Below are 15,505 nucleotides of genomic sequence, written 5' to 3' on the forward strand. Positions count from 1 at the left end.
GCCGGACGCGTGGCCGTCGATGACGCCCGCCGACGGTGACGGCCGGGAGGCCCGGACCGGCCCGCGCGGGGCCCGCCGCGCCGCCGACGTGGTCGCCTCCGTCGTCCTGCTGGTGGTCGACGCGCTCGCCGCGGTGACCGCCGGGTGGGGGATCTCGCTGCTCGCACTCGGGTTCGGCTCGTGCGAGGCCCCCGGCAACCGGTGCGACGAGGGGCTCGGCGGGACGGTCGTGACGCTCGCGCCGGTGCTCGTCGCGCTGGTGTTCCTCGCGACGGTCCTCTGCTGCGTGCGCCGCCTGGTCCGGCGGCGGATCGCGTGGCCGGTGGCGCTGCTCGGACTCGGGGTGCTCGTCGTCGTGTTCCTGGTGGCGCGGCTCGTCGTGGGCGGCACGGTCACGATCGGGATCTGAGCCGACAGTCCTGCACAGCTGCTCCGACGGGCGTGGTCGTCCACAGGTCGATCGCCGAGGAGGCCTGGTCCGGCCTCGAGCGGTGACGCTGAGGGCATGCCAGACACCGACGTGCTCGAACGACTCGAGCGAACCGCAGTCCGTACCGACGACGACGTGGTCGACCTCGTCGTCGCCCTCCTCGAGACCCCTGTCCGACGACAGTGCTGGGTGTTGTTCCTCAGCGAGCGGGGCGTCCCCGTCCACCTGGTGATGCCCGTCGCGGACCTGCCCTACGAGCCCGACGACCGGGTCGCCGACTTCGGCGCCCTGATCGAGGACGTCGTCGCGCAGGTCGGCGCCGCCCAGGTCGTCATCGCCTGGGAACGGCCGGGCGCCACGGGGTTGTTCCCCGTCGACTGGGAGTGGGTCGACGCGATGGCGTGCAGCCTCGACGAGCACGGCGTCCGGCTGCGCGGTCAGGTCGTCGTGCACGACGACGGCGCGTCGATGATCGAACTCGACGACGACGAACCCGTCACCGCGGCGGTGGCGTGACCGCGGCGCCGGGGGCTGCCCACGGCGGCCAGCGGGCCCCTCGCAGCCGTGGCGTGCTGCTACCCCTGCGGTGCCACGTCCGGTACGGTCTCGCCGGTCAGGCCCTCGACCACGCGCTTCGCCGTCGGCCAGTACTTCGCGTAGTGGTCCGGATCGGCGTTCACCTGCACCGCGTGTGCCATCTGCGTCGGCGTCATGGTCTTCCACCCGGGCACCTTGACGAGCTTGGCGTAGAACATCGACGCCGCCGTGTACGGGTCCATCCGCTGCTCGTACGTGCCCCAGGCGCCGTTGTCGCGCTGCTGGAACAGCCCGCGGCTGTCCGGTCCGACGGCGTCGCCGTGGTCGAGGTTGACGAGACCGGACTCCCCGATGGCGGTCATGACCCCGACCGCCTGCGTGTGCGGGCCGATGCCGAGGGCACGGGCGGCGCGGATGACCTCGGCGGCGTTCACCAGGCGGTCCTGGCAGAAGCCGGCGACCGGGCCGGCCGGCACCACGAGACCGCCCACCGTCCGGGCGGGAGCGGCCGGGCAGGTCAGCGCCTGCGGGGTCGCCGACGACGACAGGACCCCGGACAGCGAGTTCACCGCGATGACGACGAGGACGATCACCCCGATGACGGCAGCGACGACGCCCACGCCGAACACCGATGCGAGTGCGATGCCGGCACGGCGCATGGGCGGGTCCTCCGTCAGGGTGGGCGGGTCGGAACGGGACCGGACGGATCGGGCACCCTCCGGTACCACGAGGCTAAGCGCTCCTGCTGGACGGCGGGCGTGCCGACATGCCCCCGGTTCGCGGCACTACCGTGGGGCGCGGAGGGAACGATGGACACAGCGATGCAGGACCGGGCGCTCGGCGCCGTGTTGGCGAGTGCGTGCGGGGACGCGCTCGGAGCCCCGTACGAGTTCGGTCCGCCACTGGCGGCCGACCACCCGGTCGAGATGCGCGGCGGCGGGCCGTTCGGTTGGGGGCCGGGGGAGTGGACCGACGACACCAGCATGGCGATCCCGGTCCTCGAAGCGGTCGCGAACGGCGCTCGGTGGAACGAGACCCGGACCCACGGACGGCTCCTGGCCGCGTGGTCGGACTGGGCGCAGGACGCTCCCGACGTCGGCGCGCAGACCCGTGCCGTCCTCGGCCGGATGACCGCGAACACCGAGGACGCCGCGAAGACCGCCGCTCGGGCCGTGCACGACCAGCGCGGACAGTCGGCGGGGAACGGCTCGCTCATGCGGACGACGCCACTCGTGCTCGGGTTCCTCGGCGACGGCACGAAGCGCTCCCTCGCCGTCGCCGCCCGGCGGGTGAGCGACCTCACGCACCACGAGGACGACGCCGGCGACGCCTGCGTGCTCTGGACGGTGGCGATCCGGCACGCAATCCGCCGCGGGCGGCTCGACGTCCGCCGAGGGGTGCCGCTGCTGCCGCGGGAACGCCGCACCCTGTGGCTCGACCGGATCGCGGAGGCCGAGGCCTCGACGCCGGCGGACCACACCGGACGGAACGGCTGGGTCGTCGCGTCGCTGCAGGGCGCCGTCGCGGCGATCACGCACGGGGACGGCGTCGTCGACACCCTCGAGCGGGCCGTCCGCGGGGGTGGGGACACCGACACCGTCGCCGCGATCACCGGCGGACTGGCCGGAGCGCTCGCCGGGGCGTCGGCGCTGCCCGAGCACTGGACCGTGCTCGTGCACGGGTGGCCGGGCAAGCGGCTCGACTGGGTCCGGGCGCTGGCCGTCCGGGCGATCGAGCGGACCCCGGGCCCGCTCGGGCTGCCGGCCCGCCGGGCCTGAGCCGGGTGGGCCTGAGTCGGGCGGGCCACCGGGGTCGTCGGTGCCGTCGGTGCGCCGGGCTGAGCCCGGCGCACGGGTCCGGGTCAGCGGTGGTCGTCGCTGCGGTCGCGCTGTACGGCGGTCGGCTCCGTGACGAGGCCGGTCGGCGCCTTGTCCGCGACCTTGCGGCCGTGCGTGAACCAGGTCACGAGCCACAGCACGACGCCGAGCGCGAGCAGCGCCCCGGCGATCTGGTACTGCTCACCGGCGCGGCCCGACGAGAACGGCAGCACCAGCCACAGGCACGCCACCACCCCGATGACGGGGAGGACGACGCCCGCCCTGAAGTGCTTGTGCCCGACCTTGTCCCGTCGCAGCACGAGCACCGAGGTGTTGACGACCGCGAACACGGCCAGCAGCAGCAGCGAGGTCGTCCCGCCCAGGATCACCACGATCGGCGACTCCGGGTCGAGCGACACCCAGCCGATGAGCACCAGGGAGATGAGGGTCGTGAAGACGATCGCGGTCGACGGGGTCCGACGCGTGGGGGAGACCCGTCCGAGGAAGCCCGGCAGCACGCCCTGCTTGCTCATGCCGTACAGCAACCGGGACGCCATCATCATGTTGATGAGCGCGGTGTTCGCGACCGCGAACATCGAGATGAACGGCAGGACCGCACCGATCGGGAAGTCCGGCGCCGCGGTCTGCACGACGGTCACCAGCGGGGTCTCGTTGCCCGCGAGCTGGCCGATCGGGACCACGGCGACGGCACAGATCGACACGAGGACGTAGATGACGGCGGTGATGCCGAGGCCGGTCAGCATCACGCGGGGGAAGATCCGCGACGGGTCCTTCGTCTCCTCCGCCATGTTCACCGAGTCCTCGAACCCGACCATCGCGAAGAACGCCAGCGACGTCGCCGTCGAGACGCTGAGCAGCAGGCTCTTGTCCTCCGGGGTCTCGAACATCACCACCCGCGAGAAGTCCGCGTTGCCCCCGGCGATGGCGGCGAAGCCCACCAGGATGACGAGCACGAGACCCGAGAGCTCGACGAGGGTGAGCACGACGTTGGTCTTCACGCTCTCGCTGACCCCGCGGAAGTTCACCGCCATCACCGCGAGCATGAACCCCATCGCGATGAGCATCACCACGGTGTTCGGCAGCTCGAGCCCGAAGCCGACGCCGAGGTTCGCCGCGAACGCCCGCGACGCCGTCGACGCCGACGTGATCCCCGAGCACATCACGATGAAGGTGACGATGAACGTGACGAAGTGGATGCCGAACGCCTTGTGCACGTAGAGGGCGGCACCGGCCGTCTGCGGGTACTTCGTCACGAGCTCCAGGTACGAGAACACCGTGAGCAGCGCCACCGAGAAGGCGATGAGGAACGGCAGCCACGCAGCACCGCCGACCTCCGCCGCCACCTGCCCGGTGAGCGCGTACACCCCCGTTCCGAGGATGTCGCCGACGATGAACAGCAGCAGGAGTTTCGGACCGATGACGCGACGGAGCTCGGTCTGCTGCCCCGGGTCGTGCTCGGTCTTCGTGGTGGTCGCCATGCCTCACCCTGGTCCTGCTGACCGCTCCCTGTCCAGTCCCACAGGGAAATCCGCCGGCCCGGGCACGTGCAGCGGTCCGTCGATACGCTGCCCTGCATGGACGAGGAGTCGACGACCACCGAAGAACCCATCGAGTTCGCGGACTTCAACGCGAAGCTGCTCGTGCTCGACGTGCTTTGCTACGACCTCGACGTCATCGAGCCCTACGACGGGGACGACGACGAGGACGTCGTCGCGGAGGAGGACGTCGACGGGCAGGACGACCGGGCGCGGGAGTACTACGACGAGCTCGACCTCCTGCCGTCGCAGCTCGACCTGGTGACGGAGCTCACCGTCGACTCGGACCTGGAGATCCTGCAGGACCTGCACCCCGGGTGGGACGGGTCCGACGACCGCTACGACCCGCAGAACTGGGACGACCTCGTCGACCTGCCGGCCCTCCGGGTCGTGTACGCGGCAGCGCCGTTGCCGGCGCACGTGTCCGAGGCGCTCACCGCGAAGGGCGTCGAGGTCCGCTCGGCCTGACGCCGACGCACCGTGGGGCACCGCCCGCCTGCGACGCCTGACCGCGCACCGACCGGTCGAACACCGCCCGGCCGCACACCACGCGTCAGCGTAGTTCGGCGAGCTGCGCGGTGAACTGCGCCGCGCCTCCCTGAGCGGGGTGCCGCACGGCGATCGCGTCGATGCCCGCTGCCGCCAGGGCGCCCTGTGCCTTCCGCCCCACCGCGACGAACCGACGCGCTCCGACGGCCTCGGCCAGGGCGAGTGCGACGGGAGCGCCGTCCCGCACCTCGGCCGGCCGCGGCGTCCGGTTCGTCAGCCGGTCCGGGGCGACGAAGGGGTGGTGCGGGAACACCGCCCACAGCACCGGGAGTGGGCCGTGCCATCCGCGGAGGGCGGCGTGCACCACCCGGGAGGACGCCTCCCACGGCGCGGTCGGGGCGTCGGGGACGGTGAGGGGGACGTCGGCGAAGAGCCCGTCCGGGTCCTGCAGCTCCCGCATGCTCGTGAAGGGCACGCCGGTGTTCGTCATGCCGCGCCAGCCGGAAGCCTCCGCGACCAGGATCGTGTCGGCGCCCGGCCCGGACCGCTGCAGGTAGCGGTCGAGGTTCGCGCGCCGGAGGGTCCCCGCCCCGCCGACGCCGTCGACGTCGAACAAGCGCTCGGCGTCCGCCGCTGCCGGGACGGCGTCGAGCGCCGCCCAGAACGCGGCCAGGTCGACCGGTGCGGTGTCGAGCGTCACGTCGCCCTCAGCGTCCGAGGACCCGCAGGTACACGCGCTCGAGCCCGGCGGCCGACCGTTCCCAGCTCAGGCGCTCCGCGTGCTCGCGACCGGCGGAGGCCAGCGCGGCGGCGTACTCCGGCTCGGTCAGGATGCGCTGGATCTCCGAGGCCCAGACAGCGGGGTCGCGGGACTCGAGGACGACACCGGTCTCCCCGTCGACGACGGCTTCGCGGAGGCCGCCGGCAGCGGCTGCCACGACGGGCACACCGGACGCGGAACCCTCGAGCGCCACCAGGCCGTAGGTCTCGGAGTGCGACGGCACCAGCACGGCTGCCGCCCCGCGGAACAGGAACGCCAGGTCGGCGCGCGACTGCGGCCCGATGAAGGTGACACGGTCGGCGATGCCCCGCGACTTGGCGAGCCGACGCAGTTCGGCCACGTGGTCGCCCGCCTCGCTCGAGGCATCCCCGGCGATGACGAGGGTGGGACGGGCCTCCCGGTCGATGCCGGCGACGGCCTCGATCGCGAGGTCCAGGCCCTTGAGCGGTTGCACGCGTGCGGCGGCGACGACGTACGGGGCGGCCGCGCGGCGGGCACCGAGGCCGGCGGGTCGGAACACCGACCCGTCCACCCCCGGCGGGACGATCCAGACGCGCGACGGGTCGCCGCCGAGCCGGGCGCGGACGGTCTCGGCCTCGGCCTCGCTCACGACGACGATCGCGTCGGAGTCGCGGGCGAGCTGCTGCTCGGCGGCCATCCGCCCGGCCGACTCCGGTCGCTCGCCCTCCGACAGGGGCGTCGCGGCGTCGGCGGCGATCGAGTGGAAGGACTGCACGTGCGGCACGCCGCGATCACGGGCTACGGGCAGTGCGGCTGCGCCGGAGAACCAGTGGTGCGAGTGGAACACGTCGAACGGTCCGAGGGCGGCGAGTCCCTGTCGGAATGGTTCGATGAAGCCGTCGTGCTCGCCCTTCGGGACCGGTTCGGCAGGGCCGGCGGAGAGGAACCGCAGGCAGACCCCGGGGACGAGGGCCACGGAGTCGGGCTGCGTCGGAGCCGACCGGCGGGTGATGATGTCGACCTGGTGGCCCCGGTCGGCGAGGGCCTCGGCCTGGTGCCGCACGACGACGTTCATGCCGCCCACCTCGCCGGAACCCGGTTCGTCACCGGGGGAGGTGTGCAGCGAGACCAGCCCGATGCGCAGCGGTTCGGTCGTCGTGCTCACCGGACCAGCCTAGCGAGCGGGTGGCCGCGGCCAGGCCGCGGGACGCTGCTCCCGGCGCACAGGAGCGACGACGGCGGGCTGCCGGCCCACGTCGTCCACCGGGTCGGACGGGAGGCCCGGACCGGTCCCGAGCACCTGCACCCGCGCCGAGGGAGTAGGTTCCGCAGCATGGCGACACCGGCGACGACGCTGACCGTGCCCGGACCCGCTGGCGACCGGGAGGTCCGGATCTCCAGTCCGTCCCGCGTGCTCTGGCCGGACCTCGGCATCACCAAGCTCGACCTGGCGCAGTACCTCGTCGACGTGGGCGAGCCCTTCGTCCGGGCGAACGGCGACCGGCCGATCTCGCTGCAGCGGTTCCCGGACGGCGTCGACGGCGAGCAGTTCTTCTCGAAGAACCCGCCGAAGGGCGCCCCCGACTACGTCCGCGCCGTGACGGTGACCTACCCGAGCGCCCGGAGTCACCCGCAACTCGTGGTCGATGAGCCGGCCGTCGCGGTCTGGGCGGCGCAGATGAACACCGTCGTCTTCCACCCGTGGGCGTCCCGAGCCGAGGACAGCGACCACCCGGACCAGCTCCGCATCGACCTGGACCCGCAGCCCGGTACCGACTTCCACGACGCCGTCCCCGCCGCGCACGAGTTGCGGAAGGTCCTGGCCGAGGTCGGTCTGGAGGCATGGGTGAAGACGAGCGGCAACCGTGGCCTGCACGTGTTCACACCGATCGAGCCCGCGTACGAGTTCCTCGACGTCCGGCACGCGGTGATCGCGGCGGCACGCGAACTCGAGCGACGGATGCCCGAGCAGGTGACGACGGCGTGGTGGAAGGAGGAGCGCGGCCAGCGCGTCTTCGTCGACTTCAACCAGGCGAACCGCGACCGGACGATGGCCGGCGCGTACAGTCCGCGCGCACTGCCGCACGCCGCGGTGTCGACCCCGCTCGCCTGGGACGAGCTGGACGCAGCCGACCCGACCGCGTTCACGATCCGGACCGTGCCCGAGCGGCTCGCCACGGTCGGCGACCCGTGGGAGGCGATGTCCGCTGCGCCGCGGAGCATCGACCCCCTGCTCGAGTGGTGGCGACGGGACCTGGAGGACGGTCTCGGCGAACTGCCGTTCCCGCCGGACTTCCCGAAGATGCCCGGCGAGCCGCCCCGCGTGCAGCCGTCCCGAGCCAGGAAGGCCTAGACGAACGAGGAAGCGTCCTCGCGACGGGCCCCGTCGTCCTCGACGCGGGAGGTCTGCAGCGGCAGGCCGACCGTGGCGGTGTGCAGTCGGGTGAGGCGCGACCAGGTGCGGCGGTTGCCCTGCGTGACGCCGTCGAGGACGATCATGCGCCGAGCCCGACCGTGACGAAGGCGAGCGCTGCGGCGGTGACGCCGGCGATGCCGCTGACGACCGCGCTGGTCTGGAGGGCACGCTGGTGACGCGCCTCGCGGACCTCGCTGAGAGGGCTGCGCTGTGCTCGGCGTACGAGGATCTCGTTGCTCATGTCCACTCCGATCCGTGGTGTCGAGACGGTGGCGGGCCACCGTTCCCCTGGTATCTCGAATGCTTCCACAGTTTCACTAGTTCGGCTAACTACTGATGGGACCGAAGCGCCAATCGGACAACTGCTCGCCCGTTGCTGCCCTGTCAGGACAGGACGTCGCTGAGGTCGTACGCCGCCGGGACCTCCAGCTGGTCGAACCCGCACGAGCGCGCCTCGCGGTCCGGCCGCCATCGCGAGAACTGCACCGTGTGCCGGAACCGGTCGCCCTCCATCTGGTCGTACCGGACCTCCAGCACGCGCTCCGGTGCCAACCGGACGAAGGACGTGTCGCGGCCGGACGAGAACCGCGACCGTTCCCCGTCGCCGGTGACGGGCCTCCCGTCCGCGTCCCGCTCGACGAGCGGCTCCAACTCGTCGACCAGCTCGCGACGGCGCTTGTCGGAGAACGCGGACACGCCGCCGACCATCCGCAGCTCGCCGTCCTCGTCGTACAGGCCGAGCAACAGCGACCCGACGCCGGTCCCGCTCTTGTGGACCCGGTACCCGACCGCCACCACGTCGGCCTCGCGGTGGTGCTTCACCTTGAGCATCGTCCGCTTGGCCGGCTCGTAGGGACGACGCCGCGGCTTCGCCACCACCCCGTCCAGTCCCGCCCCCTCGAAGGTCGTCAACCACCGGCGGGCGGTCTCCACGTCGAGCGTCGTCCGGGTCACGAACAGGGGAGCCGTCAGACCGTCGCCGAGTCCCTCGAGCGCCGCCCGTCGGTCGTCGAACGGTCGACCGGTCAGGTCCTCGCCGTCCAGGTGCAGCACGTCGAACGCGACGAACTGCGCGGGTGTCTCCACCGACAGCTTCGCGATCCGGGACGCCGCCGGGTGGATCCGCTGCGACAACGCCTCCCAGTCCAGCCGTTCGTGCCCGGGCTCGCCCGAGCGGACGATCACCTCACCGTCGAGCACGACCGGGTGGTCGCGACCGCCGAACTGGTCGCGGAACGCCTTGACCAGCTCCGGGAAGTACCGGGTCAGCGGCTTCGACCCGCGGCTGCCGATCTCGACCTCGTCGCCCTCGATCGTCACGATGCCGCGGAAGCCGTCCCACTTCGGCTCGTACCGCAGGCCGCCGGCGACGCTGTCGGGGTCGGGCACGGTGGCGACGGCCTTGGCGAGCATGGGCGCGATGGTCTCCATGCGGCCTGTCTACGCGCAGACGACGGGTCCGGCCTGGAGGCGCGACCCGGGCCCGCCAGGACGCCGTCGGTCGTTATGGTGGTCGCGTGTCGATCCCGCCGCCCGTCAGCAGCGTGCAGGCCGAGGCGCTCGCCGCCGGTGTCCTGCCGCCCGTCGAGGAGGTCCGGCCCGGCATCTGGACCGTCGCCGTCCCCTTCCGCGGCGGTGTCCCCGACGCGACGCTCGCGTACGTCGTCGAGGGCGCCGACGGATCGCTCGCGGTGATCGACCCCGGGGGGAGCGGGGACGGGGCGCTCGACGTGCTGTCCGAGGGGTTCCGGGCCATCGGTCGGGCCGTCGAGGACGTCACCCTGATCGCGGTCACGCACCTGCACGCCGACCACCTCGGTGCTGCCGCCCACGTGCGACGGGTCTCCGGCGCCCCGGTCGCGATGCACGCGGCGGAGGTCCGGGCGCTCGAGCACGAGCGTGACGACGCCGAGCAGGACGAGCGGGACGTCCGGACGTGGGGCGTGCCCGAGCACCTGCTCGGCGGGGTGCTGGCTGCGTGGGGGACCGGTCGGCGCATCGGCTCCGGCGCCACGGGGGCTCCGGTCGCCGACCTGCTGCTCGCGGACGGCGACGTGCTGCCGATCCCGGGCCGGTCGATCCGCACACTGTGGACGCCGGGGCACACCGGGGGACACGTCTGCTTCGTGGACGAGCCGGACGGGCTGCTCTTCACGGGCGACCACGTGCTGCCGCGCATCAACTCCGGCATCGGACTCGGTGGCCGGACGGAGTCGAACCCGCTGCGCGACTCGCTCGACTCCTTGGCCGCACTGGCCGGGTTCGCCGCGTTCGAGGTGTGCCCGGGGCACGAGTACCGCTTCCGTGACGTCGTGTCGCGGGGCCGGGAGCTGGTGCGGCACCGGGACGAACGCACCCGGCACGTGGCGGACGCCCTCGACCGACTCGACCGCCCCACACTGTTCGAGGTGGCGTCCCGCGTGCCGTTCACGGGCGGGATCGGAGCGCTGTCGGGGTACCTGCTCGGCAGCGCTCTGCGGCAGACCGCGTACCACGTCGACCTGCTCGGTCGCGCCGACGAGGTCCGACCCGTCTGACCCGCCGGCGGGCAGCCGACCGATCGCGCTGCCGAACGGGAACGGCCCCGTCGATCCGTGACGGGATCGACGGGGCCGCGGGATGAGCCTCCCGTCCGGGTCAGCGCTGGGCGCGACGACGGACGATGCGCAGGCCCACCATGGCCGCACCGGCGGCGAGCATGCCGAGCGCCCAGGGCAGGGCGTCGGTGCTGTCGGAGCCGGTGTAGGCAAGACGGCCGTGCGAGGCGGACCGGACCGGGACGGTGCCGATCGGGGCCGCGGCCGTCGGCGGGGTGACGATCGGGGGCGTCGCGACCGGGGCGGTGGCGGTCGGGACGACCTCGACCGGGAACGAGGTGGCGAACTGCTCCGACGCCACCGTCAGGGTGTGCGTCGACGCGTGCGGGAAGGTCACGTCCACGAAGTTCGTGAAGCCCCCGAAATCCTCGTCGACCGTGACGACGTCCGACGCGACGTCGGACGTCACGGTGACCGGGGAGAGGTCCCCCTCCTCGTCGATCACCTGGTTCCCGAAGCGGTCGACGACCCCGCCGTTCACCAGGAGGGTCCCGCCCTGGGCCACGGTGGGCTGCCCACCGGGAGTGACGACGGGCATGACGTCACCACCCTCCGGGCCGGTGCTCCAGTTGAGGTCGAGCGTGTCGATGTCACCGTCCGCGTCGATGATCCAGCTCCGGACGCTGCCCTCGCGGGCCGCGTCGTCCTCGAAGCCGAACGCCAGACCGTCCTCGATGAACTCGATGTAGTCGGCGCGGTCGGAGGCGAACACCTCGACACCGACCGGTGCTGCGGCGTCGACCGTCAGCTCGACGTACTGCGTGACGGAGTCGGTGCCGTTCGACGCGGTGACGGCGAAGTCGTAGGAAGACGCCCACTCGGCCGTCCCGGACAGGACGCCGGTCTCCGCGTCGAAGGTGATGCCCTCGGGAAGCTGACCCTCGGGGGTGTCCTCCGGGAACTCGGGGTCCGCTTCGAGCCCGTCGTAGAACCACGCGAGCGTCAGCTCCGGAGCGGGGAACCCGACGGTCCGGAAGGTGTACGAGAAGGCCTCGCCGGCGGTCGTCCCGAGGGGCAGGACGTCCTCGTCGGCATCGGTCCCGCCGACGACGGGCGCACCGGCGGCGTCGACGAACACCGGGGCCTGCCGCACGACGGCACTGCTCGTGGTCGCCGTCTCGTCGGTGTGCCCGGTCGAGGTGTTCTGCACGGTCACCGAGACGACCTTGCCGGCGTCCGCTGCGACCACGTCGTAGGTCGATCCCTGGTCGCCGGTCACGACGCCGTCGACGGACCACCGGTACGCGAGGGCGGCCGGGTCGGTGAAGCCCTTCGGCTTCGCGTTGAGCGTCTCACCCACCTTGGCGGTGCCGGAGATCGTGACGGTCGCAGCAGCCGCTGCCGCGGGAGCGGCCTCGGCGGGGCTGGTGGCGCTCGGCTTCGTGCTGGTCGACCCGGACGGCGCCGGTGCGGCGGTCACGGGAGCCATCGGGGTGGTGCCGCCGGGTGCGCTGGTCGCGCCGTCGGCGGGGAGGCCCGGCTCGGCCGGCGCGGTCGCGCCGGCTCCCGGGGTGGTGGCGTCTGCGCCGGGCGCGGTCGTGTCGGCTCCCGGGGGGACGGGAGCAGCGACCGACGAGCCGGTCGTCGGGGCCTCGGCCGCGGACGCGGTCGTGGCGGTCATGACACCGAGGCCGGTCGTGAGGCCGATCAGGGCGGTTGCGGTGCCGACGGCGCAGGCGCGTCGGACGAAGGAGGTGCTGCGGTGCACGGGTCTTCCCCCAGGTCGAGTCCGGCCGGGTGCCGGAATACAAGAGTTCGCCGAGAATCCTCGGGTGGTCGGAGCGTATTGGGCTCTGAAGGTGTAACGGGACGCGCAACAGCAGAAGTACCCCGGGTTGGGGGTACGCATGCGTCGCCGACACGGATCGTGCGGTTTCCCGCAAACCGCCCGATCCGGTTCCCGCACGCTCGGTCAGGACGCGCCCCTCGTCTTCCCCCGGTCGGGCCCGTCGGCGCCACGGCCGCGCACGGGAGGAGGGGCGTGCCCACACGGACACGCCCCTCCTCCCCGTGCGGTGGTCAGGCCCGCCGGCGGCGCGCCCGTACCGTGAGCAGCGCCACTCCCGAAGCGAGCAGGCCGAGCCCCCACGTGACCGGGCCGGTCGTGTCGGCGCCGGTGAAGGCAAGGCTGCCGGTCGTCCCGGTCGTCCCGGTCGTCCCGGTGGGGGTGGACGGGACCACCGTGACGGGGAACGTGGTCGAGACGCCCTGGCTCGTCACGGTCAACGTGTGCGTCGACGCGTGGGGGAAGGTGATCTCCGCGTTCCACCCGACCCGCTGAACCACGTCGGTCGCGACGTCACTCGTCACGGTGACGGGGGTCCTGCCGTCCCAGTCGCCGTCCAACGGGACGGTGATGTTGCCGAAGGCGTCGACCGGTGCTGCTGCGATCCGCAACGTCGAGCCCTGCGCGGCGGTGGGACGACCGCCGACCTCCCGCTCGATCTCGTGCTGCGGTCCGTTCGGGAACCAGGTGCTCTCCACCGAGCCGTCGGGCTGGATGACCCAGGTGCGCTGCTCCCACCGGTCCCCGGGGCGGGTCACCGTCACGAGGGCGCCGACGGCCGGAGCGGGAGCCGTGCGGAGGTCGACGTACTGCACGGCCGTCTGCCCGCCGGAGGTCGCGACCACGGCGAAGGAGTAGAAGGCCGCCTGGTCGTCCGTGCCGCTGAGGACCCCGGTGGTCCGGTCGAGCGTGATGCCCGCGGGGAAGGAGGCGCCGACGTCCGACGCCGGGAACGGCTGCCCGTCCGTCCGCAGGATCGAGTAGCGCACCGGCTCGTCGACGGGGCCGCCCGTGGCGCGGAAGGTGTGTGAGAACGGCTCGCCGGCCTGGGCGTGGAGCTGCACGGCGTGGTCCTCGGTCGTCCCGCCCGCGAAGGACAGTCCGCCGGTGTTCTCCGGGGGCGCGGCCGAGAGCAGGATGCGCTCCGACAGCCCGCCGCCCGGGTGGTACGGCGTCGAGACGTGGACCCAGATCTGGTCGCGGAGCGGCGTCGAGGAGTCGAGCGTCCCGGAGATCACCCCGTTCGCCGACAGGGTGACGCCCTCGGGCAGCACGCTCGGGTCCGCCGTTCCGCCGATGGAGCCGTTCACGAAGAAGGACAGGTCCGGGTTGTCGGCCGGGGCGAGGTCCACGGAGAACGGCTCCCCGCTCGTGACGGGGATGACGCGTTGACCGTAGATGAACTGGCGGTCCGAGTCCTCGACGACGACCGGTGTGCTCGGTGCGCTGGTGACGGACGTGGGCGTCAGGCCGGGAGCCGTGCCGGTGACGGTGACCGTGAAGGTGCCGTCGGCCTGCTCGGGGTCGACGATGTACGTCCGCTCGGTGCCCTGGTCACGGTTGGTGAGGACCGGGTGGTGGAAGTCCCACCGGTAGGTGAAGGTCGTGCCGGCGGGCCAGCCGGCGGTGTCCGCCGAGACGGTACGCCACGCTCGGGTCGTGCCGCTGATCGTGACGGTCCCGGCGGGAGTCGCCGTCGCGGCGGCGTCGTCGCTCGGCGCGGGGGTTGCCGCAGCGGGGGCGGCCGGGGCTGCAGCGGCCGGAGTCGTCGGTGCCGTCGGCGTGGTCGTCGGCGCCGGTGCAGCGGTCACGGCAGGAGCTGGCTCGGCCGGCATCTCGGCGGCGGCGCTGGCCGGGTCGGCAGCGGGGTCCGTGGTCGGGCTCGCGGTCGGTGCGTCGACGCTGGTGGAGGTGCCGACGCCGGTGGTCGGTGCGAGCTCGTCGGCGGAGGCGCTGGTGACGCCGATGCCGAATGCCGACGACGCCGCGACGATCGCGACGGCGGAGCCGATGGCCGCGATCCGGTGGATCGGCGGCAGGCAGGTCTTGTGCATGTGTTCCCCCCTGGGATGAACGTGTGGTTGGGTCGCCCTGGTGGTGCCCGTGAGCTGATCGTAGGGTCGTCAGGCGCCCCGGGAAGGCCGTTCCCGGTCACGAATCCGTCACGGAAAAAACGGCTGGACAGTCGTCATGATCGGGGGTTTTCCGACATGGTGTGCTCAGGTTCGCGGTGCGTTCGCCGCCCGCTCGAGCGCAGCGCGGAACGCGGTCACCGCGGGGGACTCCGCACTCGCGATCCGCTGCGCCGTGAAGATCGTCCGACGGCCCGGTTCCGGCAACTCGAGCAGTCGGCAGCTCGTCGACCGACCGGCCCAGACCAGGTCGGGCATGAGCGCCACGGCGTTGCCCGACTCGATGAGCCGGATCTGCGCCTGCAGGTCCGCGGTCTCGTACCGGACGTCGGGCTCGAACCCGGCACGACGACAAGTCTGCTCGGCGAAGTGCCGGGAGGCGGCACCGCGCGGTTCCATCACCCACGGCAGGGTCGCCGCCTCGTCGAGGGACGTCACCGGCCACAGCGCCGTCGCCACCGGTGGCAGCGCCAGGCGCACCGGGTCCGTGGTCAGGTCGCGCCGGTCCAGTCCGGGGAAGCGGGGAGCGGCGTGCGCCGGGTACTGCTCGGCGACCACCATGTCGAAGTCCCGGGCCCAGGTCTCGTTGAGGGCCGTCTCCGGTTCGCGCTGCACCATCTCGACCCGCACGTCCGGGTGTTCGAGGGCCATCGTGCGGAGCGCGGACGGCATGAGGGCCAGCGCCGCCGACTGGAACACGGCGACCCGGATCCGCCCCTGCACGCTCGTCAGCGTCGACTCCACCGACGCCTGTGCGCGCTCCAGCGTGTCGAGCACCTCGCTCGCCGCTGCCACGAGTACCTCGGCCTGCGGAGTGAGCTGCAGGCGCCGACCGGCGCGGCGGAGGAGCTGGACGCCGGCCTCGCGCTCGAGCACCGCGAGCTGCTGCGACACCGCCGACGGGGTGAAGTTCATCGCCTCGCCGACCGCGGCCACGGTGCCGCGGATCGACAGCTCGCGCAGGAGCACCAGGCGACGGACGTCGAGCATGCCGAAAGCGTAG

The 15,505-nt window shown here is 72.9% G+C and carries 16 protein-coding genes; 6 read left to right on the forward strand and 10 right to left on the reverse strand.

The annotated features are described in order from the left end of the window. Positions 1-19 precede the first annotated feature (19 nt). On the forward strand, positions 20-409 hold the full coding sequence (locus tag DEJ18_RS05600; RefSeq protein ID WP_146241543.1) for a hypothetical protein: 390 nt from the start codon (positions 20-22) through the stop codon (positions 407-409). Between the two features lie 96 nt (positions 410-505). Next, positions 506-946: a hypothetical protein gene (locus DEJ18_RS05605; protein ID WP_111082710.1), complete on the forward strand. Its 441-nt coding sequence runs from the start codon at positions 506-508 to the stop codon at positions 944-946. Positions 947-1,005: 59 nt separating this feature from the next. Here DEJ18_RS05605 and DEJ18_RS05610 read toward each other — a convergent pair whose 3' ends face one another. Beyond that, the gene (locus tag DEJ18_RS05610) at positions 1,006-1,626 is read right to left on the reverse strand and encodes a hypothetical protein (RefSeq protein ID WP_111210369.1); all 621 of its coding nucleotides are present in this window, start codon (positions 1,624-1,626) and stop codon (positions 1,006-1,008) included. Between the two features lie 150 nt (positions 1,627-1,776). On the opposite strand from DEJ18_RS05610, the gene DEJ18_RS05615 reads away from it, so the two are divergent. After that, positions 1,777-2,745, forward strand: coding sequence for an ADP-ribosylglycohydrolase family protein (locus DEJ18_RS05615; RefSeq protein ID WP_111210368.1), 969 nt, complete (start codon positions 1,777-1,779; stop codon positions 2,743-2,745). 83 nt (positions 2,746-2,828) lie between these two features. Here the strand turns inward: DEJ18_RS05615 and DEJ18_RS05620 are convergent, their stop codons facing one another. Then, positions 2,829-4,283 (reverse strand): APC family permease, encoded by a 1,455-nt coding sequence (locus tag DEJ18_RS05620; RefSeq protein ID WP_111080394.1) that lies wholly within the window; start codon positions 4,281-4,283, stop codon positions 2,829-2,831. Between the two features lie 96 nt (positions 4,284-4,379). Between DEJ18_RS05620 and DEJ18_RS05625 the strand changes: the two genes are divergently transcribed. Continuing rightward, positions 4,380-4,808, forward strand: a complete 429-nt coding sequence (locus DEJ18_RS05625; RefSeq protein ID WP_111210367.1) for a DUF6892 domain-containing protein — start codon at positions 4,380-4,382, stop codon at positions 4,806-4,808. 85 nt (positions 4,809-4,893) lie between these two features. Here DEJ18_RS05625 and DEJ18_RS05630 read toward each other — a convergent pair whose 3' ends face one another. Then, positions 4,894-5,529, reverse strand: a complete 636-nt coding sequence (locus tag DEJ18_RS05630) for a uracil-DNA glycosylase (RefSeq protein ID WP_258376912.1) — start codon at positions 5,527-5,529, stop codon at positions 4,894-4,896. 7 nt (positions 5,530-5,536) lie between these two features. Then, entirely contained in the window at positions 5,537-6,736 is a 1,200-nt protein-coding gene (locus DEJ18_RS05635; RefSeq protein WP_111210366.1) for a glycosyltransferase, read from the reverse strand. A gap of 168 nt (positions 6,737-6,904) precedes the next feature. Here DEJ18_RS05635 and ligD point away from each other — a divergent pair, with 168 nt between their 5' ends. Then, the gene (gene ligD, locus DEJ18_RS05640) at positions 6,905-7,924 is read left to right on the forward strand and encodes a non-homologous end-joining DNA ligase (protein ID WP_111210365.1); all 1,020 of its coding nucleotides are present in this window, start codon (positions 6,905-6,907) and stop codon (positions 7,922-7,924) included. Here ligD and DEJ18_RS05645 read toward each other — a convergent pair. The 3 genes from DEJ18_RS05645 to DEJ18_RS05655 form a co-directional block, all read right to left on the reverse strand. Then, on the reverse strand, positions 7,921-8,070 hold the full coding sequence (locus DEJ18_RS05645) for a hypothetical protein (protein ID WP_181434176.1): 150 nt from the start codon (positions 8,068-8,070) through the stop codon (positions 7,921-7,923). The two genes, ligD and DEJ18_RS05645, sit on opposite strands and share 4 nt — an antisense overlap. After that, positions 8,067-8,228, reverse strand: coding sequence for a hypothetical protein (locus tag DEJ18_RS05650; RefSeq protein WP_181431053.1), 162 nt, complete (start codon positions 8,226-8,228; stop codon positions 8,067-8,069). The genes DEJ18_RS05645 and DEJ18_RS05650 overlap by 4 nt, the downstream gene beginning before the upstream one ends. A 143-nt stretch (positions 8,229-8,371) precedes the next feature. Continuing rightward, positions 8,372-9,418, reverse strand: a complete 1,047-nt coding sequence (locus DEJ18_RS05655) for an ATP-dependent DNA ligase (protein WP_111210364.1) — start codon at positions 9,416-9,418, stop codon at positions 8,372-8,374. An 86-nt stretch (positions 9,419-9,504) separates the two neighbouring features. Between DEJ18_RS05655 and DEJ18_RS05660 the strand changes: the two genes are divergently transcribed. Further along, positions 9,505-10,524: an MBL fold metallo-hydrolase gene (locus DEJ18_RS05660; RefSeq protein ID WP_181434175.1), complete on the forward strand. Its 1,020-nt coding sequence runs from the start codon at positions 9,505-9,507 to the stop codon at positions 10,522-10,524. Positions 10,525-10,624: 100 nt separating this feature from the next. Here the strand turns inward: DEJ18_RS05660 and DEJ18_RS05665 are convergent, their stop codons facing one another. The 3 genes from DEJ18_RS05665 to DEJ18_RS05675 form a co-directional block, all read right to left on the reverse strand. After that, positions 10,625-12,292, reverse strand: a complete 1,668-nt coding sequence (locus DEJ18_RS05665) for a putative Ig domain-containing protein (RefSeq protein ID WP_111210362.1) — start codon at positions 12,290-12,292, stop codon at positions 10,625-10,627. A gap of 311 nt (positions 12,293-12,603) precedes the next feature. Beyond that, the gene (locus DEJ18_RS05670; RefSeq protein WP_111210361.1) at positions 12,604-14,424 is read right to left on the reverse strand and encodes a putative Ig domain-containing protein; all 1,821 of its coding nucleotides are present in this window, start codon (positions 14,422-14,424) and stop codon (positions 12,604-12,606) included. Positions 14,425-14,589: 165 nt separating this feature from the next. Next, positions 14,590-15,492 carry a LysR substrate-binding domain-containing protein gene (locus DEJ18_RS05675; RefSeq protein ID WP_111210360.1) on the reverse strand — a complete coding sequence of 301 codons (903 nt, stop codon included), beginning with the start codon at positions 15,490-15,492 and terminating at the stop codon, positions 14,590-14,592. Positions 15,493-15,505: the final 13 nt, after the last annotated feature.

It is taken from the genome of Curtobacterium sp. MCSS17_015 (assembly GCF_003234265.2).
GTDB lineage: Bacteria > Actinomycetota > Actinomycetes > Actinomycetales > Microbacteriaceae > Curtobacterium.